Origin of the sequence: Bradyrhizobium sp. 160, from assembly GCF_023073735.1 — a bacterium.
Taxonomy (GTDB): Bacteria; Pseudomonadota; Alphaproteobacteria; order Rhizobiales; family Xanthobacteraceae; genus Bradyrhizobium.
The window spans coordinates 601,964-626,940 of the sequence record NZ_JADPKD010000028.1 but is presented as its reverse complement, the minus strand read 5'-3'; the positions used below and the strand labels follow the sequence as shown (position 1 = coordinate 626,940).

General features: G+C 64.3%; 25 protein-coding genes. 6 read left to right on the top strand and 19 right to left on the bottom strand.

All coding sequences use genetic code 11. From position 1 onward, the window contains the following. Positions 1 to 219: 219 nt before the first annotated feature. Positions 220 to 573, top strand: coding sequence for a nuclear transport factor 2 family protein (locus IVA98_RS12475; protein ID WP_247308138.1), 354 nt, complete (start codon positions 220 to 222; stop codon positions 571 to 573). 144 nt (positions 574 to 717) lie between these two features. Here IVA98_RS12475 and IVA98_RS12470 read toward each other — a convergent pair whose 3' ends face one another. Beyond that, a complete protein-coding gene (locus tag IVA98_RS12470) occupies positions 718 to 1,806 on the bottom strand; it encodes a Zn-dependent alcohol dehydrogenase (protein WP_247278957.1) in 1,089 nt (362 codons plus the stop codon). A gap of 68 nt (positions 1,807 to 1,874) precedes the next feature. Next, positions 1,875 to 3,659, bottom strand: coding sequence for an acyl-CoA dehydrogenase family protein (locus IVA98_RS12465; RefSeq protein ID WP_247308135.1), 1,785 nt, complete (start codon positions 3,657 to 3,659; stop codon positions 1,875 to 1,877). A 221-nt stretch (positions 3,660 to 3,880) separates the two neighbouring features. Here IVA98_RS12465 and IVA98_RS12460 point away from each other — a divergent pair, with 221 nt between their 5' ends. Next, positions 3,881 to 4,582: an SDR family NAD(P)-dependent oxidoreductase gene (locus tag IVA98_RS12460; RefSeq protein ID WP_247308132.1), complete on the top strand. Its 702-nt coding sequence runs from the start codon at positions 3,881 to 3,883 to the stop codon at positions 4,580 to 4,582. A 162-nt stretch (positions 4,583 to 4,744) separates the two neighbouring features. Next, on the top strand, positions 4,745 to 5,575 hold the full coding sequence (locus tag IVA98_RS12455; protein WP_247308127.1) for an enoyl-CoA hydratase: 831 nt from the start codon (positions 4,745 to 4,747) through the stop codon (positions 5,573 to 5,575). 69 nt (positions 5,576 to 5,644) lie between these two features. Here IVA98_RS12455 and IVA98_RS12450 read toward each other — a convergent pair whose 3' ends face one another. Further along, positions 5,645 to 6,268: a GNAT family N-acetyltransferase gene (locus tag IVA98_RS12450; protein WP_247354897.1), complete on the bottom strand. Its 624-nt coding sequence runs from the start codon at positions 6,266 to 6,268 to the stop codon at positions 5,645 to 5,647. A 69-nt stretch (positions 6,269 to 6,337) separates the two neighbouring features. After that, positions 6,338 to 6,541 carry a DUF1127 domain-containing protein gene (locus tag IVA98_RS12445; protein ID WP_247278962.1) on the bottom strand — a complete coding sequence of 68 codons (204 nt, stop codon included), beginning with the start codon at positions 6,539 to 6,541 and terminating at the stop codon, positions 6,338 to 6,340. Between the two features lie 110 nt (positions 6,542 to 6,651). On the opposite strand from IVA98_RS12445, the gene gcvA reads away from it, so the two are divergent. Further along, positions 6,652 to 7,551 (top strand): transcriptional regulator GcvA, encoded by a 900-nt coding sequence (gene gcvA, locus IVA98_RS12440; protein WP_247308121.1) that lies wholly within the window; start codon positions 6,652 to 6,654, stop codon positions 7,549 to 7,551. 146 nt (positions 7,552 to 7,697) lie between these two features. Further along, positions 7,698 to 9,029 (top strand): MFS transporter, encoded by a 1,332-nt coding sequence (locus IVA98_RS12435; protein ID WP_247308118.1) that lies wholly within the window; start codon positions 7,698 to 7,700, stop codon positions 9,027 to 9,029. Between the two features lie 83 nt (positions 9,030 to 9,112). On the opposite strand, the gene IVA98_RS12430 is transcribed toward IVA98_RS12435, so the two are convergent. From IVA98_RS12430 to IVA98_RS12420, 3 genes are read right to left on the bottom strand one after another with little or no spacing between them, the layout of a single operon-like run. Beyond that, positions 9,113 to 9,526, bottom strand: coding sequence for a Rieske (2Fe-2S) protein (locus IVA98_RS12430; RefSeq protein ID WP_247308115.1), 414 nt, complete (start codon positions 9,524 to 9,526; stop codon positions 9,113 to 9,115). A gap of 52 nt (positions 9,527 to 9,578) precedes the next feature. Beyond that, on the bottom strand, positions 9,579 to 10,691 hold the full coding sequence (locus tag IVA98_RS12425; protein WP_247308112.1) for an amidohydrolase family protein: 1,113 nt from the start codon (positions 10,689 to 10,691) through the stop codon (positions 9,579 to 9,581). Between the two features lie 24 nt (positions 10,692 to 10,715). Beyond that, the gene (locus IVA98_RS12420; RefSeq protein ID WP_247308109.1) at positions 10,716 to 11,774 is read right to left on the bottom strand and encodes an amidohydrolase family protein; all 1,059 of its coding nucleotides are present in this window, start codon (positions 11,772 to 11,774) and stop codon (positions 10,716 to 10,718) included. Between the two features lie 178 nt (positions 11,775 to 11,952). Here IVA98_RS12420 and IVA98_RS12415 point away from each other — a divergent pair, with 178 nt between their 5' ends. Continuing rightward, complete coding sequence (locus IVA98_RS12415) at positions 11,953 to 12,435, top strand: CinA family protein (protein ID WP_247308107.1); 483 nt, start codon at positions 11,953 to 11,955, stop codon at positions 12,433 to 12,435. Between the two features lie 271 nt (positions 12,436 to 12,706). Here IVA98_RS12415 and IVA98_RS12410 read toward each other — a convergent pair whose 3' ends face one another. The 12 genes from IVA98_RS12410 to IVA98_RS12355 all read right to left on the bottom strand — a co-directional run bounded on the left by IVA98_RS12410 (position 12,707) and on the right by IVA98_RS12355 (position 24,854). Then, complete coding sequence (locus IVA98_RS12410) at positions 12,707 to 12,973, bottom strand: DUF1488 family protein (protein WP_247308104.1); 267 nt, start codon at positions 12,971 to 12,973, stop codon at positions 12,707 to 12,709. A 178-nt stretch (positions 12,974 to 13,151) separates the two neighbouring features. After that, positions 13,152 to 13,763, bottom strand: a complete 612-nt coding sequence (locus IVA98_RS12405; protein WP_247308102.1) for a tetratricopeptide repeat protein — start codon at positions 13,761 to 13,763, stop codon at positions 13,152 to 13,154. A 148-nt stretch (positions 13,764 to 13,911) separates the two neighbouring features. Beyond that, a complete protein-coding gene (locus IVA98_RS12400) occupies positions 13,912 to 15,381 on the bottom strand; it encodes an AMP nucleosidase (protein WP_247308099.1) in 1,470 nt (489 codons plus the stop codon). Positions 15,382 to 15,460: 79 nt separating this feature from the next. Further along, the gene (locus IVA98_RS12395) at positions 15,461 to 16,795 is read right to left on the bottom strand and encodes an HlyD family type I secretion periplasmic adaptor subunit (RefSeq protein ID WP_247308096.1); all 1,335 of its coding nucleotides are present in this window, start codon (positions 16,793 to 16,795) and stop codon (positions 15,461 to 15,463) included. Beyond that, positions 16,792 to 18,540, bottom strand: coding sequence for a type I secretion system permease/ATPase (locus tag IVA98_RS12390; RefSeq protein WP_247308093.1), 1,749 nt, complete (start codon positions 18,538 to 18,540; stop codon positions 16,792 to 16,794). Before IVA98_RS12390 ends, IVA98_RS12395 begins: the two co-directional genes overlap by 4 nt. Before the next feature lie 250 nt (positions 18,541 to 18,790). Next, positions 18,791 to 19,060, bottom strand: a complete 270-nt coding sequence (locus tag IVA98_RS12385) for a GlsB/YeaQ/YmgE family stress response membrane protein (RefSeq protein WP_028140658.1) — start codon at positions 19,058 to 19,060, stop codon at positions 18,791 to 18,793. Between the two features lie 109 nt (positions 19,061 to 19,169). After that, on the bottom strand, positions 19,170 to 20,144 hold the full coding sequence (locus IVA98_RS12380) for an ABC transporter ATP-binding protein (protein ID WP_247308090.1): 975 nt from the start codon (positions 20,142 to 20,144) through the stop codon (positions 19,170 to 19,172). Next, complete coding sequence (locus tag IVA98_RS12375; RefSeq protein WP_247308088.1) at positions 20,144 to 21,556, bottom strand: amidase; 1,413 nt, start codon at positions 21,554 to 21,556, stop codon at positions 20,144 to 20,146. Before IVA98_RS12375 ends, IVA98_RS12380 begins: the two co-directional genes overlap by 1 nt. Beyond that, a complete protein-coding gene (locus IVA98_RS12370; protein WP_247308085.1) occupies positions 21,553 to 21,750 on the bottom strand; it encodes a hypothetical protein in 198 nt (65 codons plus the stop codon). Before IVA98_RS12370 ends, IVA98_RS12375 begins: the two co-directional genes overlap by 4 nt. Further along, on the bottom strand, positions 21,747 to 22,808 hold the full coding sequence (locus IVA98_RS12365) for an ABC transporter ATP-binding protein (protein WP_247354896.1): 1,062 nt from the start codon (positions 22,806 to 22,808) through the stop codon (positions 21,747 to 21,749). The genes IVA98_RS12370 and IVA98_RS12365 overlap by 4 nt, the downstream gene beginning before the upstream one ends. 185 nt (positions 22,809 to 22,993) lie before the next feature. Further along, positions 22,994 to 23,896 (bottom strand): ABC transporter permease, encoded by a 903-nt coding sequence (locus IVA98_RS12360; RefSeq protein WP_247308080.1) that lies wholly within the window; start codon positions 23,894 to 23,896, stop codon positions 22,994 to 22,996. A gap of 4 nt (positions 23,897 to 23,900) precedes the next feature. Continuing rightward, positions 23,901 to 24,854: an ABC transporter permease gene (locus IVA98_RS12355; protein WP_247308077.1), complete on the bottom strand. Its 954-nt coding sequence runs from the start codon at positions 24,852 to 24,854 to the stop codon at positions 23,901 to 23,903. Between the last annotated feature and the right edge of the window lie 123 nt (positions 24,855 to 24,977).

Genomic DNA, 24,977 nt, shown 5'->3' with positions numbered 1-24,977 from the left:
TTCCGAAAGATCCCACGGTCGGGACGAAGAGCTGGCCTGCAATCGAACAAAGAGCTGATCATAAATCTTGACACACCAAACCCCCATGTGAGCAATCCAGACTGTACCCGCAGAGACATTTCTGAATTGCTTTTCTTCGCTCGCAATGACGGCGGTAAAACAACATCGAGATTCCGGGGCTAGCGCTACGCGCATCTCGGACGGGAGGAGAGAGAGGCCATGAGCAACGATCTCGAACAGCTCACCGCACTCAACCGCGACTATGTCGCTTCGGTCCAGAACTGCGACGTCAAGCGCTTCGACGAGATCCTGGCGGCGGAGTTCTACTGCTCCAATCCCGACAAGACGCTGGTCGACCGTGCGGCCTTCCTGGAGCAGACGGCGCGGCCGATCGCGATCCGCAATCTGCATGAGCACGACGTCATCATCCGCATCATGGGCGATTTCGCCATCATCCACGCCGCGACGAGCTACACCATGGCGGACGGCCAGCATGCTACGGGACGATATACCGATTGTTGGGCGAAGCAGAACGGCAAGTGGCTGGCGGTGTCGGCGCACGTGTCACGGTGAGTTAGGCACACAGCCGGCATCCCCAGCGCTATCATGCCCCGCGAAGGCGGAGCATCCAGTACTCCGCGGCGGTTCGTTCACGCAACTTCCGTCGCAGCGTATTGGATCGCCCGGTCAAGGCCGGGCGATGACACAGTGGTTGTGTCAGCTATCGAACACGATCACGCTGCGCAGCGTCTTGCCGGCTTTCATGTTGGCAAAGCCCTCGTTGATCTCGCTTAGCTTCAGCTTGGCCGAGATCCAGTCCTCCAGGTGCAGCCGGCCGCGCAGGTAGAAATCGACCAGGCGCGGCATGTCGACGCGGAAATGGTTGGAGCCCATCGAGGAGCCCTGGATCTTGCGCTCGCGCAGGAAGTCGAAGCCGTGCAGCTCGATCTTCTGTCCGAACGGGATCATGCCGACGATGGTCGCGGTGCCGCCGGAGGCGAGCATGCCGAACGCCTGCTCGGCGGTCTCCTTGCGGCCGAGCACCTCGAACGAATGATGCACGCCGCCATTGGTGAGGTCGCGCACCTGCTTCACGACGTCACCATCGGCGGGATTGATGATGTCGGTCGCGCCCAGCTTGGTCGCGAGCTGCAGCTTGGCCGGATTGGTATCGATGGCGATGATGCGGCCGGCGCCGGCGATCTGCGCGCCGTTGATCGCGGCCATGCCGACGCCGCCGCAGCCGATCACCGCCACGGTCTCGCCGGCCGTCACCTTTGCCGTGTTCACCACCGCGCCATAGCCGGTGATAACGCCGCAGCCGATCAGCGCGGCGAGATCGAGCGGCATTTCCTTCCGGATTTTGACGATCGCATTCTCGTGCACCAGCATCTGCTCAGCGAAGGACGAGAGGTTAAGAAACTGGTGCAGCTTCTCAGGTTTCGCCCACTGCATCCGGTCGGAGACGCCCGGCAGCATCTTCACCGTCGTGTCGGTGCAGAGCACGGTGCGACCCGTCGTGCAATTGTCGCAAGTGCCGCAGAAGACCGAGAGGCAGGTGACGACGTGATCGCCCGGCTTGACGTAAGTGACGTCGGAGCCGACCTGTTCGACCACGCCGGCGGACTCGTGCCCAAGCACCGCGGGTAACGGATGCGGATAGAGGCCTTCCATGAAGTGCAGATCGGAATGACAGAGCCCGGCGACTGCGGTGCGGATCAGGACCTCGCGCGGGCCGGGCTTCGGCAGGCTGATGTCCTCGATGACGAGCGGCTGATTGACTTCATAGAGGACGGCGGCCTTCATCGGTGTTTCCTCATGCTGTTTCGTTGAGTGCATTCCTCACCTCTCCCTATGGGAAAGGTGAAAGGAGCCTACGCCGCCAGAACCAGTTCGCCAACCTCGCTCATGGTGGCGTCGCGATCGCCGAGCAGCAGCGCGGCGATCTTCTGCTGCACTGGATTTTCCGTCAGCCGGAACGGATCGCTCGGCAGGACGCGATGGTCGATCACGAGCCGCGACAGCAGCAGCCGGCGCGCGTCGCCGCGCATGTCGTGGATGCGATGCGATTCCCAGGCGAGCGCGACGGCGCTCGCGACATGATAGAGCAGGCTGGTGGCGCGCCGCGCATCGGCCTCGTATTCGACCTTGGCAGCGACCTCTCGCGCGAAGCCGACGGCGCCATCGGTGAGGCGGCGCAGATTATCGCGCCAGGCCTGTGGCACGGAGGCGCTGTCGTCGAGCCGGGCATGCAGATCGGCCGCGAGCGCGGACTCCGCGCCATGACGGCCGACCGCGCGCCGCAGCGCATCGATCGCGACAATGTTGCCGGTGCCTTCCCAGACCGAGCCGAGATGCGCATCGCGCAGCAGGCGCGCGGTGGCGAATTCCTCGATATAGCCGATGCCGCCGCGCATCTCGAGCGCATCTCCGCAGACCTTTCGCGCGTCGCGCGTGGCGCGGAACTTCAGCGTGGGGGTGAGAATGCGCAAGAGCGCCGCCGCATCCTGGCTGCCGGCTTCGGCGCGGTCGAGCGCGTCGGCGGTGAGGAAGCTCATCGACAGCGCTTGCTCGACCGGCAGCATGATTTTCAGCATCTGCCGGCGACCGAGCGGCAGGTCGATGATGCGATTGCCGAACACGACGCGGTTCTTCGCGACGGCAAGCGCGTCGTGATAGGCCCGGCGCATCAGCGCGGTGGATTTGACACCATTTGAGAGCCGCGACGAGTTCACCATCTCGGCCATCTGCACGAACCCACGGTCGAGCTTGCCCACTGCGTAGGCGATCGCGCCTTCGAGCTTGATCTCGCCCGAAGCCATCGAGCGGGTGCCGAGCTTGTCCTTGAGACGCACGATCCGGTAGCTGTTTTGCGAGCCGTCGTCGAGGAAGCGCGGCATCAAGAACAGGCCTACGCCGCGCGTGCCCGGGCCGGCGCCTTCAGGACGCGCCAGCAGCATCACGATCTTGGCGTCGGCGTTCGAGCAGAACCATTTTTCGCCGTAGAGGCGCCAATGGTCGCCTTCCTGCACCGCGCGGGTCGTCAGCGTGCCGACGTCGGAGCCGCCTTCTTTCTCGGTCATGAACTGGCCGCCCTGGGTCAGCTTGCTCATGTCGGTCTGGGTCAGGCCATCCAGATATTTCGCCTTCAGCGCTTCACTGCCGAAATTCGCCAACAGTTTTGCGCAGCCGTCGGTGACGTTGATCGGGCAGCCCATGCCGAATTCGGTCTGGTTGAACAGGAAGGTGAAGGCGTGCTTGGCCACCACGGGATATTTGTCCGGCCAGCCCATGATGCCCTTGCGGATCGAGAGCGCGTGGATGCCGAATTCGCCGAACGCGGCCTTCTCTAGCTCGCGATAGGCCGGATGATACTCGATCCATTGTATGTCGCGGCCGAACTTGTCGCGCTGATGCAGGATGGGCGTGTGCCGGTCGGCAAGCCGCGCGCATTCGTCGAGCTGGCCGCCGGCGAGTTCGCCGAGGCGATCGAGATGCGGCTCGATATGGCGGAACAGCGTGTCCGGCAGATGGATGCGCAAGAGGTCCGTCAGTCCGGGATCGGCGCGGTAGAAATTCATGCCAGTGGTATCGGGTGCCAGCAGGCCGGATGGCTCGACCGCGATACGTGCTGGCGGCGCTGGGATCGGCTTGTGCATGATCGTCCTCTCGTTTCCGCCCGACGGCAATTCTTTGCGCTTGCCGCTTGGGATGATGTCGATCATGCTCCAGAGGCGAATGCGGATAAAGCCGCAAATCGTCAGGGCGGCATGATCGCCGTGAGGGAGCAATTCACTCTGCGGAATTGTGACCGCCCCGGCTGGTCGTCCGCGCAGACCATGCTTAGATCAACGGCTCCTTGTCTGCGAGAGATCACGCCATGGAACACCCAAAATACAGGATCGCGCTCATCATCGGCGCCGGCGAAGGATTGAGCGCCTCGCTGGCAAGGCTCTTTGCGGCCCAGAACATCCGCGTCGCCCTTGCCGCGCGCAAGATCGAGAAGCTGGGCGCGCTCTGCACCGAGACCGGGGCCAAAGCCTATGCCTGCAACGCCACGGAGCCAGAGGAGGTTGAGCGATTGTTCGGCCTGGTCGAGCGCGAGATCGGCACGCCCGACCTCGTCGTCTACAACGCCAGCGGGCGCACGCGCGGACCGCTCGTCGACCTGGTCCCTGCCGATGTCGCGCACGCCATCGCGGTCAGCGCTTATGGCGGCTTCCTGGTGGCGCAGCAGGCGGCCAAGCGTATGCTGCCGAACAGGCACGGCGCGATCCTGTTCACCGGCGCCTCCGCCAGCGTCAAGGGCTATGCGCAGTCGGCGTCGTTTGCGATGGGCAAGTTCGCGCTGCGCGGACTCGCACAGAGCATGGCGCGCGAATTGTCGCCGCAGGGCATCCATGTCGCGCATTTCGTCATCGACGGCGCTATCCGCAGCGCGACGCGGACCGAGCCGGCCGACAAGCCGGACTCGATGCTCGACCCTGACGCCATCGCGCAGAGCTATTGGAACGTGTTGCAGCAGCCGCGCAGCGCCTGGAGCTGGGAGCTGGAGCTGCGGCCATGGGTGGAGACGTTTTGAGGCGGTGTTTTGAGGCAATAACGTCACAACAATCGTCATCGCGAGCGAAGCGAAGCAATCGAGATATCTTCGCGGAGACAAACTGGATTGCTTCGTCGCCAGCGCAGACTTGCGTCGCAATTTTGTCGCGGGCTGCTCGCCATGACGAAGAGAGGGAGCGACATGACCACGGAAACCACCATCGATACCGGCACCAACGAGCTGCTCTGCGTCATCCGCGAGCGCGTCGCTGTCATCACGCTGAACCGGCCGGAGGCGCGCAACTCGCTGTCCGATACGTTAACGCCGGCGCTGCGCACGATGATCCGGAGCTGCGGCGAGAACCCTGATGTCGGCGCACTGCTGCTCACCGGCGCGGGCGAAGCGTTCTGCGCCGGCGGCAACGTCAAGGGCATGGGTGCGCATCGCGATTCAAAGAAGCTGGAGATGTCGCTTGAGGATCGCATCGCCGATCTCCAGGAGCGGCAGCGCCTGCTCACCGGCGCGCTGGTGTCGGTGCGCAAGCCCACCATCGCCGCCCTACCCGGCCCCGCAGTCGGCGCCGGGCTTGCCATCGCCATGGCCTGCGACATCCGCATCGCCGCGCAATCTGCGTTCGTTGCCACCGGCTACGCCCGCATCGCGCTCAGCGGTGATTACGGCATCGCCTGGCTGCTGACCCGGCTGGTCGGCACCGCGCGGGCGCGCGAATTGATGTTCACCGGCGATCGCGTCGATGCCGCGCGCTGCGAGGCGATCGGCCTCGTCAATCGCGTCGTGCCCGACGACTTGCTGCAAGCCGAGGCTTTCGCGCTGGCCAAATCGCTCGCCGAAGGCCCTCGCCTCGCGCTGCGCTACATGAAGGACAATCTCGACGAAGCCCTGCTCTTCGACTTCGAGACCGCGCGCGACCACGAGGCCGAGCGGCTGGTGCGCCTCACCGCGACCGCCGATCACAAGGAGGCCGTGCAGGCCTTCATCGAGAAGCGCAAGGCGGTGTTCACGGGGAAGTAGGCCGAAGAAGGCTGCGTGAAGGCAAAAAAATGCCCGGCTCTGGCTTGGCCAGGCCGGGCTCGGAGTGTGTCAGGCCGAGGCTGAGGGGCTGTCGGCCTGACGGGAAAGGGCGGCGAGGCGCCAGCTCGCACAGGGAATGTCTTTCGGTGCGACCGCGATCTTCTTGTCGAAGCGCACCAGCTTCCAATCGTCGGGATGATTGACGAAAGCGAAGCCGGATTTGCGGGCGAGCGAGATCATGGTCTCGTTGGAGCGCAGCGTCTCGCCAAAGATGTGCTCGGCGCGCAGCGCAGCGGCGCGGCATTCCAGGTTCTTCAGAAGCGCAGTGGCGATGCCGTGACCGTGCCAGCGGTCGTCGACCGACAGGCCGAACTCGACCGCTGCGGTCTCGGCATGGAGCGCATAGCGCATTTCGGCGACGATAGTCTCGAAGCCGTCGACCATCATGGTCGCCACCACGGTGAAGCGCTCGCGCTCTCCGACATCGAGGAAATCGTGCAGGAGTCCCTTCGGCAATTCGCTGATCGCGCCGAAGAAACGGTTGTAGCGGGACCGGGTCGAGAGCGACCGGAAATAATGCTGGAGCTCCTCTGTGTTGCGCGGCTCGGCGAAGCGAACATTGAGCGTCTCACCCTGCCGGGTGCGCAGCGAATCGGAATATTGCCTCAGGTCTTCCAGACGAAGCGTACTCATGACACATGCCGCAAAGGGAAAGGGACCGCCGGCGCCCCTGTGATCAGGCGGCGCCGGCCTGGCGGCCGATCAGGCCCGCCAGAAGGGTTTGTCGGCTTCATAAGCCACATCGCTCCAAGTCAGGCCGACGTCCTGCAGATCACGCGCAGTCCAGTTGGTGAGCTCGCGCCGGGTCCGGTAGCGTTCGTGCCAGATGTGGAGGGTGTCGCCGATCTGGTGGATCAGGCTCGGCGCATGATGATTTGTCATCGAATTTTGGGTCAAGGTAGACATCTTCAGCTCCTAGAGCTAACCTGAGCGCTAATATCTGCCTGCTGCTGCGCCGCGACAAACGACAATTTGTACCTTTCCGCATGAAATAACGTCATACATCCTGCTGCCAAATGACTGCCAGATTGCCATCCCTGAACGGATTGCGAGCGTTCGAGGCCGCCGCGCGCCATCTCAGTTTCACGTTGGCGGCGACCGAACTGAACGTGACCCAGACCGCGATCAGCCATCAGATCCGCAGGCTGGAGGAGGAGCTCGGCATCCGCCTGTTCGTCCGGCAGAACCGCGCGCTGACGCTCACGCCGGAAGCGCGTGACTATTTGCCGGGCGTCCGCGCTGCCTTCAACGATCTCCGCCTCGCCACCGACCGGTTGCTGCGCAAGGACGACGACAAGGTGCTGACCGTGTCGACGCTGGCTTCGCTCGCCGCAAAATGGCTGCTGCCGCGGCTAACCGATTTCCAGGAGCAGCACCCCGGCATCGACGTACGCATCACCACCTCGACCAGTCTTGTCGACTTCCAGCGCGACGACGTCGATGCCGCGATCCGCTACGGCCGCGGCCAGTGGCCGGGCTTGCGTGCCGACTGGCTGATGGCGGACGAGCTGTTTCCGGTGTGCAGTCCCTCCCTACTGCGCGGCGACAAGCCGCTACGCCGGCCCGAAGACCTGCGAAACCATTCGCTGCTGCACACCTCGAATGCCAACAGCGACGATTGGCGGCTGTGGCTGACGGCGGCGGGCCAGCCAGCCGATATCGCCAGGCAGCCCGGCATCACTTTCGACATGATCTTCATGACCATCCAGGCCGCGATCGACGGCATCGGCGTCGCGATGGGCCGGACCTCCTACGTTCAGGACGATATCGCCAAGGGCCGCCTCGTGGTGCCCTTCAAGATCGCGCTGCCGGCCGATGCCGGCTTCTACCTCGTCTCGCCGGAGGGCCGCCGCGAAGCGCCGAAATTGGCCGCTTTCCGGGACTGGATGATCGCTGCGACGCAAAACAAGACCTGAACAATCATCAGCTTTCTCGGCAAAACCGATTGACTCGCCTCCCACCCTGCGGGAAGGGGTATGACAGATTGTCGCAGCATCAATCTGTCGCCTTGCCGTGAAGATGAGTTCCGGCCGGCCACGCCTTTCCAAAGGGGGAGACCGCAATGGCTGGATCAGCCGCATCGACCAATCCACCCGCAATCAAGTCGCGCATTGGCGCCATCCTGCGCGCCACCTCCGGCAATTTCCTCGAGCAGTTCGACTTCTTCCTGTTCGGCTTCTACGCCGCCGCGATCGGCAAGGCGTTCTTTCCCTCCACCGATGAAACAGCGTCGCTGCTCAACACCTTCGGCGTGTTCTGGCTCGGCGCCTTGATGCGCCCCGTCGGCGCGATCGTGCTCGGCGCATACATCGACCGCATCGGCCGCCGCCAGGGCCTGATCGTCACGCTCGGCATCATGGCCTTCGGCACCGTCGTCATCGCGTTCTGCCCGAGCTACGCGACCATCGGTATCGCGGCACCCGTCATCGTGCTGATCGGGCGCCTGCTGCAGGGCTTCTCCGCCGGTGTCGAGCTCGGCGGCGTGTCGGTGTATCTTGCGGAAATCGCAACGCCCGGCAATCGCGGCTTCTACACCTCGTTCCAATCGTCGAGCCAGCAGGTCGCGATCTTCGTGGCTTCGATCCTCGGCTTCATCCTCTCCGAGGTGATGCCGGCCGACACCGTCGCCGCTTGGGGCTGGCGCATTCCCTTCTTCGTCGGCTGCCTGATCATTCCGCTGATCTTCGTCCTGCGGCGGACGCTGGAGGAGACGCCAGCCTTCCTCGCCATGAAGAAGCACCCGACGGCCAGCGAGGTGTTCGCCTCCGCGCTCGCCAACTGGCGCATCGTCATCCTCGGCATGATGATCGCGATCCTGACCACCACGACGTTCTATTTCGTCACGGTGTACACGCCGACCTTCGGCAAGACCGTGCTGAAGCTGTCGACACAGGACGCGTTGCTGGTCACGCTGCTCGTGGCAGTCACCAATTTCATCTGGAATCCGGTCGGCGGTGCGCTGTCCGATCGCATCGGCCGCAAATCGGTGCTGCTCGCCATCGCCGGCCTCTCACTCGTCACCGCCTATCCTGCGCTGCACTGGCTGGTGGCGGCGCCGACTTTCGGCAAGCTGCTCGCAGTTGAGATGATGTTTTCGTTCTATTTCGGCGTCTACAGCGGCACCATGCTCGGTGCTCTCGTCGAGATCGTGCCGGCGCATGTGCGCACCACCTGCTTCTCGCTTGCGTTCGCGCTCGCCGCCGCGCTGTTCGGCACCTTCACGCCCCTCGCCTCGACCTGGTTGATTGAGGGGACCGGCGACAAGGCCTCGCCCGGCTTCTGGCTGATGTTCGCAGCCCTGCTCGGCATCATCGCGGCGTCGACGGTGTATCGCGGCGGCGGCAAGGCAGTACCGACCTACGATGCCGTGCCGGAGCCGGTGGCGGGACACTGACGGTCACTCCGGAGGCACGCTCCTTCACCTCTCCCGTAAAAACGGGGCGAAGGAGCACACCTCCGCTGCGGTCGCAGTTCAGGCTACAATTCCACCACCACGTAGTCGCTCTCGACCTTCACCGGGATAGTCTCCGCGACATACGGCCCCTTCACCACGGTCGCGCCCGGCTCGACATGGGCCGGATAGGCCTTCACGCGGAAGCGGCGGGGATCGCAATAGGACTGGCCGGTGCGGATGTCGAACTCCCAGCCGTGCCAGGGGCAGCGGATGATCTCGCCGAGTTTCGTATATTGGATCTCGCCGGGATCGTTCGATTGCGCGAGGCCGATCAGCGGGCCCTCGCACAGCGCCGCGCCCTGATGCGGGCAGCGGTTCATCAGGCCGAAATACTCGCCCTTGACGTTGAACACCGCGATCGGCCGTCCGTCGATCTCCAGTAATTTTCGCGTGCCCGGCGGAAGCTCGTCGACCGCGGCAATCACATGGCGCGCCATATCTGTCTCTTCCGCATGATCTTATCGAAAAACCGCTTCACACTTTTTCGGATCATGCGGCTAGTCCGTAGAGCTTCTTGGCATTGCCGAGATAGAACGCCTCGCGATTGGCTTCGCTGACGCCGGCCGGCAGCACGCGCGAGGGCTCATCATAGTCCCAATGCGGATAGTCGGTCGCAAACAGGAGGCGATCCCAACCGATCCAGTTGATGACGTCGAACAGCTCCTCGCGGCGCTCCGGGTCCTCCATCGGCTGCGTCGTCCACCACACCTGCTCGCGGATATATTCGGACGGCGGCCGCTTCACATGCGGCACCTCACTGCGCAGCCGCTGCCAAGCCTTGTCGAGCCGCCACGCCAGCGACGGCGCCCAGCCGAAGCCGGCTTCGATCATCACCATCTTCAGTTTCGGGAAACGCTCGAACACACCTTCCAAAACCAGACTCGCGAGCGCCGATTGCTGGCACTGCGAATGTCCCACCATCTCCTCGATGTAATAGGAAGGCCAGCCCGACGGCGTGATCGGATTGCCGCCGAAGCCGAAGGCGTGCACGCCGACGGGAAGGCCGGCTTCTTCTGCGGCCTGATAGATCGGCCAGTAGCGGCGCTGGCCGAGCGGCTCGACGTTGCGGCTGAGCAGCAGCACCTGCACGAAGTTCTTGTCGCCGGCCCGCTCGCGGATCTCGGCGGCGGCCGTCAGGCCATCTTCATTGCCGACGACGATCGAGGCCTTCAGGCGCTTGTCCTTGCTGGTCCATTTGTCGATCTGCCAGTCGTTGATCGCCGAGCACAGCGCGGCCGAGAGTTCGTGATTGCGGATGCCCTGGCCGGTGTTGAGCGGATTGAGCACGCCGAGTTGCACGTTGTTAGGGTCGAGCAGTTGCTTCTGCATGAAAGACAACGAAGAGCCCTGCGGGCCGCCTTCCGGCGGATAGGCGTCGCGGCGCGAGGCGTTAGGCTGGGCCTTCGGATAGGGCGGGCCTTCCATCATGCCCTGATAGGCGTGGACGCCATAGATGTCGAGGTGATGCTGCCAGCGTTTGGCGAGGTAGGGATAGAGCTCGGTGTGGGTGGCGCGGGCCGGATGGATGTCGCAATCCGCGATCGCGGTTTTCGCAGTCAGTGGGGAAGCAGCTTCTGGACTTTCGCGAAACTGGATATTCATCGCCTTGCCTCCTTTGGCAGCGGGCTAAGTCAGGCGGGGATAGGTCGCATACGGATTGTCGATCATGATCTTGCGCACGAGATCGGGGGACAGACCTTCGGGCAGCGCCTCCTGGCCATCGAACTGCCAGTGCGGATAGTCCGTGGAGAATAGGACCAATTCGTCCGACTGCATATGATCAAACAGCCGAATTAATGTCTCCGGTTCCGGCGGCGCATCAAAGGGCTGTAACGAGAAGCGAATGTTGCTGCGCACAATCTCCAGCGGCGCGCGATCGACCCAGGGCGTCTCCATCCGCACCCCGCGCCAGAACTTGTGCAGGCGCCAGAGATAGGGCGCGATCCAGGAGACGCCGGACTCCAGCATCACCATTTTCAGTCGCGGATATTTGGCGAACACGCCCTCGACGATCAGGCTGGTGAGCTGGGTCTGGAACGCCTGGGCCTGACCGACATAATCCTCGATGTGATAAGACCCCCACCCCACAGCAGTGGGCGGATTGTGGTAGGCGGAACCGGCGTGGACGCCGACCGGGAGTTCCAGCCGTTCCGCAGCTTCGTAGATCGGCCACAGCGCACGCTTGCCGAGCGGTATGTCGCCCATGACCAGCATGAGCACCTGCACGAAGCGGCGATCTTGCGCGCAGCGCTCGATCTCGGCGACCGCCTTCTCGACGCTTTGCGTGGGGATCACGATCGAGCCGCGCAGGCGCGGATCGCGATCGAGCCACTCCTTCACGAGCCAGTCGTTCAGCGCGCGGCAGAAGGCCGCCTGCATGTCCTCGGAGAACACCATCTGCACGCCGTACAGAGGATTGCAAATGGCGAGCTTGAGCTGGAAACGATCGAGCACATGGCGCTGCATGTCCTGCAGGCTTTCGCCGGGCTTGCCCTTCTCGGGGCGCCAATCGGGACGCGCCACGATCGGCGAGTTCTGCGGATAGGATTGCGAGACGAGATCGACCATGCCGCGCGTCGTCACCTGATCGCGCCAATAATCGTTCAGGTACGGCAGCAGACTGGTCAGATGCGGCACGGCCGGATGCACGTCGCAATCGACAGCGCCGGCGATCAGGGACGCCATGACATCTCCTTCACGTTTCCCTGTGGAGTTCTTAATCTCGTCTTCTCGCGGGCAGCGCCTGGCCGCCCCGCTTTGTCTCCGCCATTCAAGCAGGCCTGCCCGCCGCCTGCAACTCGGCCAAGGCTTCCGTCTATGCTAGCAAGGCTGATCACAGTTGCGAGGATCAGAGGTGAAGGACATGAAAGAACTCGTCGGCATTGCGGAACAGGTCGCGGCCAAACTGATCGCGCGCAAACAGACGATTGCGGTGGCAGAATCCTCGGCCGGTGGCCTGATCTCGGCCAGCCTGCTCGCCGTGCCCGGCGCGTCCGCCTATTTCCTCGGTGGGACCGTGGTCTACACGCGCGACGCCAGGCGCGTGCTGATGGATATTTCGGACGACGGCATGAAGGGCTTTCGATCCTCATCGGAGCCCTACACGAAACTGCTTGCCGAGCGGATGCGAACGCGCTTCGGGTGCGACTGGGGCCTGTCCGAAACCGGCGCCGCCGGTCCCACCGGCAACCGCTACGGCGACGCCGCCGGCCATAGCTGCATGGCGGTGGCGGGCCCTACGGCAGAGGTGATGACGCTGGAGACGGGCAGCAACGACCGGTTCGGCAACATGCAGGTGTTCGCGGCAGCGGCGCTGAGGTTGTTGCTGAAGAAGCTGCAAGCCTGACGCAAGGTAGGGCGATCGCATATGACTTTTGGAGGCGCCTGAGCGCACGCCTCGTCCTTCGAGACGACCGCTTCCAGCGGTCTCCTCAGGATGAGGCCACGTTGGCGCTCGTTGAAACTGTTCCCGCACACTCCGCCCTCATCCTGAGGGCCTGCCGAAGGCGGGCGTCTCGAAGGATGGCCGCAGGCGAGGAGTGTTGCGATCGCCCTGCCATCGCAAACAGAGCTTTGAAGAACGACGGCGGGGGCTGGCGCTCGTGGTTCAATGGATCTCACCTCGCCAAATGCCGCGTGAAAATCCGCACCACGTGCCCCTTCACCCGCGGCGCTTCGTCGTAGAGGTCTGACGCGATCCGCTCGATGGTCTCGCGCAGCGACAGGAATTGCGCCTGGCGCGCGCTGCTTTCGGTGCCCTGCATGCCCGCGAGTTCGTCCATCGCGGCGTCGCTGATCTGGCACTGCACCACATCGCCATCGTTCAGCATGGTGAAGCGAAAGGCCAGCCGTTCGAGATCATGGCCAATGATCTTGTCGCGCATGAGTGGCATCAAGTCGTCCCGGTCGAGCCCCCGCGCCGGACAATGCTGAAAATTTCTTCGCTTGTCACCATGTCCAGGGGTGGGTTAGCCTAGGGCGTAACCCACCTATTGTCGCGATAGTGAACTACGCCGAGCGGACTGCGCTTCGTACAGCGGCAGGCCTGACCCGCCTGCGTTCTCAGTAAACGAGGGCAGCGCCTGTGGGTTTCTCCAGCGCAGTCGCCAGGGACTTGTACTCCTCGCAATCACGCCCGCAGATCGCAGCGATGCGGTCCAGGTGAAACATTGCCTGCTCGCGGTTGCCCTGCTCGAGCTGCCAAAGCCCATAATACTGCCAAGTCAGCACGTGATTCGGATCGGCCTTCAGCGCGCGCTCGTACCAAATCTGCGACTGCTTGTAGTCGCCGAGCTTGCGATATGAGTAACCGATGAGATTGGCGACGGCAGGATGATCGTCGTGGCCGAGCGCCTTCAATTGCTCGATCGCGACCGCATAATCGTTGCGCTCGTAGATCGTGTCATAGGCCGCGCGGTAGCCGGCCGCGAATGCGGGATCACCGATGCTGGACTGGCTGTTCGGCTTCTTGCCTTTCTGGGTTGCCCTTGGGTTGGAGCGTTTCGGGTAGCTGGGCTGCGCTTTCTGATCCGAATAGGCGCCCGCATAGGGGTCCGTGGAGCTGACGCCACCACCTCCACCGCCTCCTCCACCGCCCGCGGCCAAGACCGGCGAAGCGAACAGCGCCGCTGCGAACGTTCCCAGCACGACGATTCTGATCATCGCTGTGATCATTCCTATCTCCTGCTTCTGCGGCCCCGGATGACGTGATAACCCTGTCATGGCGGCGATATTCCGGAATGATTGCGCTCTCACGGAGACGCCAGCGTCGGGCGTGCGACAGTCTTGCTGCCAGATCCTGCCGGCAAGCGGGAGGGACGCGCTACTGAAACGCGACCTCGGCGAAACTCCTCAGCTTTCGCGAATGCAGCCGCTCCGATTCCTGCTGCTTGAGCCGCTCCAGGGCCTTCAGGCCAATCTCGAGATGCTGGCCGACGCGACGGCGATAGAACTCGCTGGCCATGCCCGCGAGCTTGATCTCGCCGTGCAGCGGCTTGTCGGAGACGCAGAGCAGCGTGCCGTACGGGACGCGGAAGCGGTAGCCATTGGCGGCGATCGCGGCCGATTCCATGTCGAGCGCGACCGCACGTGATTGCGACAGGCGGCGGATCACCGCCGGCCCGGAAATCTCCCAATTGCGGTTGTCGACGCTCGCGACGGTGCCGGTGCGCATCAGCCGCTTGAGCTCGAAGCCTTCCAGCCCGGTGACGTCCTCGACCGCCTCCTCGAGCGCAACCTGCATCTCGGCCAGGGCCGGGATCGGCACCCACAGCGGTAGCTCGCGATCGAGCACATGATCCTCGCGCACATAACCATGCGCGAGCACGTAATCGCCAAGCCGCTGCGTGTTGCGCAGGCCTGCGCAATGGCCGAGCATCAGCCAGGCATGCGGGCGCAGCACGGCGACATGATCGGTGACGTTGCGCGCATTGGACGGGCCGGTGCCGATATTGATCAGGCTGATGCCGCGATAGCCGGGCGCGACCAGATGGAAGGCCGGCATCTGCGGCACGCGCAATGGCGGCGTGCCGCTGATCGAGCCACCATTGCGCGTGATGACATTGCCCGGCGCAACAAAGGCTTCGAGGCCAGCCTCGCCGGACTGAAGCCGTTGCTGGCAGAGCTGCGCGAAGGCGTCGACATAGAATTGGTAATTGGTGAAGATGACGAAGTTCTGGAAGTATTCGGGATCCGTGCCGGTGTAGTGATAGAGTCGGCGCAGCGAGTAATCGACGCGCGCAGCGCGGAACAGGGATAGCGGCTCGGGCGCGCCGGGCTGGAGCTCGAAGGTGCCGTCGGCGATCGAATCGTCCATCGTGGCGAGATCAGGCACATCGAACGCATCGCGCAGCGAGCGCGTGATGGCCGAGTTCTCGCTGGTGGTGATGGCGGCTTCGATGTTGATGTCGCGGCGATAGGCGAAGTGGATCGGGATCGGCTCGGCGGATTCCCCGATCTCGACGGGAACACCGTGGTTCTGAACCAGCAGGCCGATCTGCTCGGTGAGATAGGCGCGGAACAGATCCGGCCGCGTCACGCTGGTCTCGTGCACGCCGGGACCGGCGACGAAACCGTAGGACAGGCGCGAATCCAGCCGCGCATGCGTCGCGGTGGTGACGCGGACGAAGGGATAATAGGCCCGTACCCGCGTCGTGACCGCTTCGCCGCCAACATAGGCCTCGAACCGGTCGCGCAGGAATTTCGTGTTGCGCTCGTAGATCTCTTCGAGACGGGCGACGGCAAGGCCGGCGTCGGAGAAGGATTCAGTGGCGATGGAGGGTGGAGATTGCATGCTCGACCGAGGGTTGCTGTTTGCAATCGCAGTATAACAAACTGACAGCCAAGTCGTGGAGATGGCCCGCTTTCGCGCGTCACTTCTCCCGGAACGCCCGCATCAGCTGGTCGTGCAGCGGTTTCATCAGATACGACAGCATGGTGCGGTCGCCGGTCTGGACGAAGGCTTCCACGGGCATGCCCGGGATCATCTTGATGTCGCCGAGACGGGCGATCTCTTGCGCCGGCATCGAGACGCGGATCGTGTAATAGCTCTGGCCGGTGCGCTGGTCGCTGGTGACGTCGGGTGATACGCGGCTGACGACGCCATTGAGCTCAGGCGTGGTGCGCTGGTTGAAGGCGGACAGACGCAACAGCGTCTTCTGGCCGATCTGGAGCTTGTCGATGTCGACCGGGTTGACCTTGGCCTCGACCTGGAGGTCGTCGGCCTGCGGCACGATCAGCATCAGGGCATCGCCGGCGGTGACGACGCCGCCGACGGTGTGCACCGTCGATTGCAGCACCATGCCGTCCTGCGGCGCGCGGATATCAATGCGGCGGAGCTGGTCTTCGGCGGCGACCTTGCGCTCGATCAGCTCGCCGATCTTGTCGTTGGTCTCGCGCAGATCCTTGGAGACCTCGCTGACGACGTCCTTGTCGATCTGGATGATCTGGAGCTCGGTCTCCGTGATCTTACCCTTGGCCTGGGCGCGCGAAGCGATGTACTGCGCGCGCTCGCCGTTGAGGCGCGCCGAGTCGCGTTCGAGCTGGGTCAGGCGCGAGATCTGCACAAGGCGCTTGTCGTAGAGCTCACGCACGCCGGTGAGCTCATTCTGCACCAGCGCGATCTCCTGATCCTTGGCCTTCTCCTGCGCGCTGAGGCCGGAAATTTCCTCGTTGAGCTGCGTGATGCGCTCGCGCAGCTGGGCCTTCTGCCCGGTGCGACCGTTGACACGGACGTCGAACAGCTTGGTTTCGGCGGAGAGCAGCACCCTGACGTCAGGATCGTTGGCGCGCTCGAGGAGGGCTTGCGGGAATTCGATCTTGTCGAGACCGCGCTGCTCGGCCTGCAGTCGCGCCGCGCGCGCTTGCGCGGCATCGAGATTCTTGGTGACGATGGCGAGGTTGGCCTTGGTGACGGTATCGTCGAGCCGCACCACGATATCGCCGGCCTTGACCACGTCGCCATCGCGGGCGCGCACCTCGCCGACCACGCCGCCGGTCGGATGCTGCACCTTCTTGACATTGGACTCGACCACGATCTGCCCTGGCGCGATCAGCGCGCCCGAAATCAGCACCGTTGAAGCCCAACCGCCGAGACCGACGACGAGGACCACCACGATGGCGAGGCCGAGCAACAGGTGGAACTTGATCGAATCGCGCACGGTCTTTTTCGCGGCGGGCTTCGTGCCGCCGATCGCCAACGTGCTCATGACTTTGGCACTCCACCTTCGCTGACGATCTTGATCGGCGCCGGCGGCGACACGCGCGGCTGCAGCACCTGGGCCAGCACCTGCTCCTTCGGGCCGAAGGCCTGCATGCGGCCGTCGCGCAGCACCAGGATCTGGTCGACCGCCTCGACGCCGATCGGGCGGTGCGCCACCACGACGACAATGGCGCCGCGCTCGCGCGCCGAGCGGATGGCGCGGGTCAGCGCCTCGTCGCCTTCGGTGTCCAAATTTGAGTTGGGCTCGTCGAGCACGATCAGGAACGGATTGCCGTAGAGCGCGCGCGCCAGCGCCACACGCTGCGCCTGACCTGCGGACAGCGCGGCGCCCTGCTCGCCGACCTGCGTGTTGTAGCCCTCGCGCATCTTGATGATCATCTCGTGCACGCCGGCCTCCTTGGCCGCGGCGATGATCGCGTCGGAGGTGGCCTCGGGATCGAACCGGCTGATGTTCTGCGCGATGGTGCCGCCGAACAATTCGACGTCTTGCGGCAAATAGCCGATGTGGCGGCCGAGCATGTCGGAGGACCATTGGTCGAGCGCGGCGCCGTCGAGACGCACCTTGCCGCGCACCGGCTGCCAGACGCCGACCAGCGCGCGGATCAGCGACGACTTGCCGGAGCCGCTCGGCCCGATCACGCCGAGGCCGTTGCCGGCGGCGAGCGCGAAGGTGACGTCCTGCACGATGAGGCGCTGGTCGCCGGGGGCCACCATGGCGACGCCTTCGACCGAGAGCCGGCTGGTGGGCGCCTGCAATTGGGTCGGCATCGCCTGCGCCGGCATCTGTTCGAGGAGCCGCGTGAGACGCTGCCAGCTCTGGCGAGCCGCGACGAAGGATTTCCAGTGCGCAATCGCAAGATCGACCGGCGCCAGCGCGCGGGCGGAGAGGATCGAGCCGGCGATGATGATGCCGGCGGTCGCCTCCTGATGGATCACGAGATAGGCGCCGACCGCGAGCACGGCCGATTGCAGCATCATGCGCAGCACCTTTGCGACCGCGCCGAGACCGCCGGCGACGTCGCTCGCCCGCTGATTGCCGGCGAGATATTTTTCGTTGGCCTCGCTCCAGCGCTGGTTCATCCGGCCGGCCATGCCCATCGACACCATGACTTCGGCATTGCGGCGGCTGGCCTGGGCGAGATCGTTGCGTTGGGCGGCAAGCCCCATCGCTTCGCGCGCCGGCTGGCGGGACATGAACTCGGTGACGAGCGTCAGTCCCACCAGGATGATGGCACCGGCCAGCGCAGTGACGCCGATGAGGACGTGGAAGGCGAAGCAGATGGCGAGATAGAGCGGCAGCCAGGGCAGGTCGAAAAACGCGCTTGGCCCCATGCCGCCGAGGAAGGAGCGGACGTTATCGAGGTCGCGCAGCGGCTGCAGGCCCTCGTTGCGGCTGCCGACGATGAGCGGCAGGCGCACGATGGTGTCGAACACGCGCTTGTTGAGGGCCTCGTCAAGCGCGGTTCCGATCCGACCCAAGATCCGGTTGCGGATCATGTCGAGCACGCCCTGCGCCATGTAGAGGAAGCTGGCGAGGATGATGAGGCCGACCAGGGTCGGAATGCTGCGGCTCGGCAGCACCCGGTCGTAGACCTCCAGCATGAAGACCGATCCGGTCAGATAGAGCAGGTTGATCATGCAGCTCATCAAGCCGACGCCGACGAACGCCGAGCGACAAGCTCGCAAGGCGTCACCGAGCTCTGAACGGCGGACGCCAGGGATGGCTGCCATCAGTCTGATCTCTTTCGGGTGAGGGGCAAAGCCCCCTGATTTCAAAGGCGAATTAAGGGTACTTGACCCGGATTAACAACGCGTTTTCCGCGCGTCCAACGCAGTCGACCTAATCCGGGCCCGATGAGCCACATCTACCCCTGGCAGCCTTCCGCGCAAGTCCGGAATTTCACAGGCTTGCGGCTTTTTTCTTGCAGGCTTTCAGGCTCTTCCCGCAAAAGGCTGAAAGTTCCGATCGACGAACGCCGGGCTAAAACCGGCCCCCGCCGCGCACCAGTCGCACCACGAGAAGCAGAATGACCGCGCCGATGGCGGAATAGACGATCTCGGACACGAGCCCGGTGCCGAGACGAATACCGAGCTTTGGAAACAGGAAGCTCGCGACCAGGGCGCCGGCGATGCCGACCACGATGTCGCCGATGATGCCGAATCCGGTCCCGCGCACCACCTTGCCGGCAAGCCAGCCAGCAACCAGGCCGACGAACAGGATGACGAGCAAGCCTTCGTTGGAAATGTGCATCGGTTACATCCCTCTCCGTGAATGGCCTATGGAACCGAAGCCGGATGAATGGGGTCTGAATGGGTGTTCGCCGCGCCCGACGGTAGACGCTGCGAGATGAATGCAACGCCTACGACGCGACCACCGGCTCCGCCAGCACGCATCTGGCCGCCCGGCCCGGCGCGACCTCCACATTCGCAGGCAACTGCTCCAGGCAGCGTGGCTCGGCGAGCTTGCAGCGGGAGGCGAAGGAGCAATTGTGGGGTTTTTCGGCCAGCGACGGCGGCGTGCCGGGGATGGTTTCGAGCCGCTGCCCGCGCTTGGCGCCGTGGATGGTGGAGGCGAGCAGGCCCTTGGCGTAGGGATGCACCGGCGAACGGACGATGTCGCGCAGGCTTCCCTGCTCCACGATCTGGCCGGCATACATCACCGCGACGCGGTCGCAGATCTCGATGGCGACGCCGATGTCGTGGGTGACGAAGATGACGGACATGCCGAACTCGCGCTGCAGCTCGCGCAGCAGCAAGAGGATCTGGATCTGCACGGTGGCATCGAGGGCGGTGGTCGGCTCGTCCGCGAGCAAAATCTTCGGCCGGCAGGCGAGCGCTAGCGCGATCATCGCGCGCTGGCGCATGCCGCCGGACATCTCATGCGGATAGGCATCCAGCCGCCGCTTGGCCGAGGGGATGCGCACGACCTCGAGCATTTCGAGCGCTCGCGCCCGCCCTTCCGCAAAGCTCTTGCCTTCATGGCGCACGACGCTTTCGGCGATCTGCGCGCCAATGGTGTAGACCGGATCGAGCGCGAGCGCGGGCTCCTGGAAGATCATCGAGACGGTTTGGCCGCGGAAGGACGAAAGCTCTTCGTCGTTCATGGCGAGCACATCGCGGCCCATTACGTTGACCGTGCCCGAAATCTGCGTGCGCTTTTTCGGCAACAGCCGCATCAGCGCACGCAATGTCACGCTCTTGCCCGAGCCGGATTCGCCGAGCAGGCCCAGCACCTCACTGTTTCCGAGCGAGAGGCTGAGATCGTTCACGGCATAGACCGTGCGCTCGCCGGTGAAGCGGATGTTGAGGTGTGAGATCTCGACGAGTTTTGTCATCACGGCAGTTTCGGTAATCGATCGTGATAGTCGGTGACGCGCTGGAACGCGGCGCCGATGGTGAGCAAAGTGGCCTCATCGAACGAGCGGCCGATCAGCTGCATGCCGATCGGCAGGCCGCTTTTGGTGAAGCCGGACGGCACCGTGAGCGACGGCAGGCCGAGGAAGTTCGCCGGGCGGGTGAACAACGTCAGCCGCTGCAACAGCGCCGGCGCGTTCGGGCCGCCGCCGACGTCGCTCTCCTCGATTGTCGGCGCCGGCACGGGGGACGCCGGCGCGATCACCGCGTCGACGGCCGCGGTGGCCGCGTTGTGGGCAGCAAGTGCTGGGCCGCGCCAGCGCATCGCCTCGAGATAAGTGATGGCGGGAACGGCGAGCCCGTTCTGAAGCCGCATCAGGACCTGCGCGCCATAATCTTGCGGACGCTCGATCATCCAGCGCTTGTGGAACGCGGCGGCTTCGGCCGCGAGCACGAGCTGGCTCGCCGAGGACAATTGCCGCTGGTCCGGAAGCTCGACCGTGACGATGTCGGCGCCCTCGCGCTTGAGCACGGCAATAGTCTCGTCCAGCACGCGCGCGACCTCGCTGTCGAGATCGTCGACATAGAAGGACGCCGGCACCCCTAACTTCAGACCCTTCAGAGAGCCCTTGGTCGCAGCCACGTAATCCGACAACGGCTCGTGGCTACAGGTCGAATCCAAGGGGTCCGCACCGGCCATCAGGGCCAGCAGCAGCGCGCAATCCTCGGCGGTGCGGGCGAGCGGGCCGACCGTGTCGAGCGATTGCGACAGCGGCATCGCGCCGGCGTGGCTGACGCGCCCGACGGTGGTCTTGAGGCCTGTGACGCCGCAGAAATGCGCGGGCATGCGGATTGAGCCGCCGGTGTCCGAGCCGAGCGCCGCATAAGTCAAACGCGCAGCAACCGCCGAACCGGAACCGGATGAGGACCCGCCGGTGATGTGGGCCACGTTCCAGGGATTGCGCACCGGACCGTAATGGGCGTTGTGCCCGGTCGGGCCGTAGGCGAATTCAGCGAGGTGCAGCGTGCCGAGCCGGACCTGGCCCGCATCCTTCAGCCGCTGCAAGGCGGTGGAGGTCACGGTCGGAACGAAGTCGCGGCGGATCAGCGAGCCGCAGGTCGTAACCTTACCGGCATCGTAATACATGTCCTTGTGCGCGAGCGGCACGCCGTGCAGCGGACCACGAACGTTGCTCTTGGCAAGCGCGGCGTCGGCGGCCTCGGCCGCCTTCAGCGCGGCTTCCGCCTCGATCGACATGAAGGCATTGAGATGCGGCTGCCACTGCGCGATGCGTTGCAGCAACGCGCGTGTGACCTCATGAGAGGAGACCTGCTTCATCGCGATCGCACGCGCGACCTCGGTGAGCGTCATCAAGGCAGGCTCGGTGCTCATTTCGACACCTTCTGCATCTGCGCGAGCACATAGCCGGCGGGCTCGAGATCGAACGGCAGCGTGCCGGCAATGGCCGCAAAGCCCTCGAAGGCAGGCCCGATGGAGTTGGAGATGCGGGTTGCGATCTCGTCATCCACGGGAACGCCAGCGATCCGTGCTATCGGCTTGATCTCTTTCGGTGTCGGTCTCGTCATGCGGTCTTCTCCCTCGGCGCGCTGCTATGGCCTGAATCTGGGATCGCCATGTAGCACGCGGCCTCGTGCCCCATATTATCGAGCGCAGTTAGCTTTGGCGTCGCATTTGCGCAGAGCGGCTCCGCAAACGGACATCGGGTGTGGAAGCGGCAGCCCGAGGGCGGGTCGATCGGATTGGGCGGATCGCCCGTGATCGGCGGCGTCTCGGTGCGGCTATCAGGGTCGGAAGACGGCATCGCCGCCAGCAGCGCGCGCGTATAGGGATGCGCCGGCTGGTCCCAGACCTGGTCGACCGGGCCGAGCTCGACGACCTCCCCGAGATACATCACCAGCACACGGTCGCTGATGTAGCGGACGACATTGAGGTCGTGGCTAATGAACAGATAGGTTAGGCCGAACTCGCGCTTGAGATCGGCCAGCAAATTGAGCACCTGCGCCTCGACGGACTTGTCGAGCGCGGAGACGGCTTCGTCCAGGATCAGCAGTCGCGGCGACAGGGCTAGGGCGCGCGCGATGTTGACGCGCTGGCGTTGGCCGCCGGAGATTTCGTGCGGATAACGGCTGGCGAAGTTTTCGGGGCGCAGGCCGACCTTGCCGAGCAAATCGCGAGCCAGCGTGCGCGCTGCGTTATCGGCCATGCCGTGAACCTTGGGGCCGAAGGCAATGGATTCCTCGATCGTCAGCCGCGGATTAAGTGAGGCGTAGGAATCCTGGAAAACCATCTGCATGCCGCGGCGAAGCTCGCGCAAGCTCAGCGACTGGCCGACGGTCATGCCGTCATAGATGATGTCGCCGGTGTCGCGCGGCATCAGATGCATCAGGAGGCGCGCGGTGGTCGACTTGCCGCAGCCGGACTCGCCGACGATGCCGACGGTCTCGCCCTTGGCGACGGCGAAGGAGACGTTGTCGACGGCACGCACGGTGCGCTTGGCGGCGAACAGTCCGCCGCGCACGGGAAAGTGTTTGGTCAGGCCATTGACCTGAAGCAGCGGCTGCGCGACGCCGCCGCGGTCCTCGATCGGCTCCAGCATTTCAACAGATGTGTTGCTCTCGCTCATGGCCGCGATCCTTCACCTCTCCCCATCGGGGAGAGGTCGGCGCGCAGCGCCGGGTGAGGGGGCGCGGCAAACTCGATGCAGCGTGACCCCTCACCCGGATTGCATCTCGCGATGCAATCCGACCTCTCCCTAGGGGAGAGGTGTACGGAGCATGCCGCGGCAGTTCGCTCTTGCATCACCATTGTCTAATTCCTGATGTCCATGGCGCTGCGCAGGCCGTCCGAGAGCAGATTGAAGCAAATCGAGACCGCGAAGATCATGGCGCCCGGGAGCGCTGCGACCCAGGGATTGACGTAGATCGCCGTGCGCAAGGTGTTCAACATCAGGCCCCATTCCGGCTCCGGCGGCTTGGTGCCGAGGCCGAGGAAGGACAGACCTGCCGCCAAAATCATCGAGACCGAGATCAGGCTGGTGGCATAGACGAAGATCGCGCCGAGCACATTGCCAAGGATGTGCACGCGCATGATGGTGAAGGCGCCGGCGCCGGACGCGCGTGCGGCCTCGACGAAATCCATGTTGCGCACGCCGGTGGTGACGCTTTCGGCGACGCGGGTGATCTGCGGCACGAACACGACGGTCAACGACACGATGGAATTGAGGATCCCCGCCCCCAGCGCGCCGGAGATGGCGATGGCGAGCAGCACGGACGGAAAGGCATAGAACACGTCGACCGTGCGCATGATCGCGGTGTTGAGCCTGCCGCCGACATAGCCGGCGAGGAGGCCGAGCGAGGTGCCGATGCAGAAGGCGAGGATCACGGGCAAAATGCCGATGAGCAACGACAGCCGCCCGCCATAAATCAAGCGCGCCAGCATGTCGCGACCGAGCTCGTCGGTGCCGAGCGGATAGCCCGTCGTTCCGATGTGGCGGAGGCGGCGGATCATCGAGCCCTTATAGGGATCTTCGAGACCCAGCCATGGCGCGAGGATCGCGGACAGGAAGATCAGCAGCAGCACCAGCGCGCAGGCCATGCTGACTTTGTCGCGCATGATGCGGCGGCCGACAGTCGCCCAGTAGCCGCGCGCCTTTGTTGCGGGTGCGGCCTGAAGTGCGGCGTCGCTGGTGGCGGACAACGGAAGCTCGCTCATCCCGCTAGCCCCGCTTGATGCGCGGGTCGATTGCGGCTTGCGCGATGTCGACCAGCAGATTGAGGAACACGAAAAACAGCGCCAGGATGAGGATCGTGCCTTGCAGCAGCGGCAGGTCGCGCTGGAAGATCGCGGAGTTGAGCAGGAAACCGGAGCCCGGCCAGGAGAACACGGTCTCGATCAGGATCGAGCCGCCGAGCATGTAGCCGAGCTGAAGCCCCATCACCGCGAGCCCGGTCGGCGCTGCATTCTTGATGACGTGGCGGAATACGCCGGTTTCACGCAGGCCTTTGGCGCGCAATGCTTCGACAAAATCCTGGCTGAGAATGTCGCCGGTGAGCGCACGCACGGTGCGGGTGACGATGCCCATCGGGATCACCGAGGTCGTGATCGCCGGCAGCACGAGATATTTCAGGTGCGCCCAGTCCCAGGCCCACGAGTTGGAGCCGTTGGGCCCGGCGCCGATCGCGGGCAGCCAGTTCAGCTGCACCGAGAAGATGATGACGAGCAGCATGCCGAGCCAGTAATGCGGCACCGAGACGCCGGCGATCGCAAAGGAGGTCGCGACCTTGTCGATCCAGGTCTCGCGAAAATAGCCGGCGATCAAGCCGAGCAGGACGCCCATGGTGAAGCCGATGATGGCTGCGGCAATCGCCAGCGTGACGGTGTTGCCGACCGCGCGCATGACCTCGGCCAGCACGGGACGGCCCGTAGCGATGGAATTGCCGAGATCGCCGTGGAGCGCACGCAGCAGCCAAAGCCCGAACTGCACCGGTAACGGTCGGTCGAAGCCATAGGCGGCGCGCAGCTGCGCTGCGAGCTCCTGCGAGGCATCGGCTGGCAGCACGGCGACCAGGGGATCGCCAGGCGTGATGTGCACGAGCAGAAAGCACACCAGCGCCACGCTGATGACGATCGGGACGACATAGACGATGCGTCTGGCAGTGTAGGCGAGCACGTTGAGTTCTTTCTTTCTTCTCCCCTTGTGGGAGAAGGTGGCGCGCGCAGCACGCCGGATGAGGGGTTTTATCCGCGAGTACAATCATTCCGAATGCAAGAGCGGCTCCCGCGGAGAGAACCC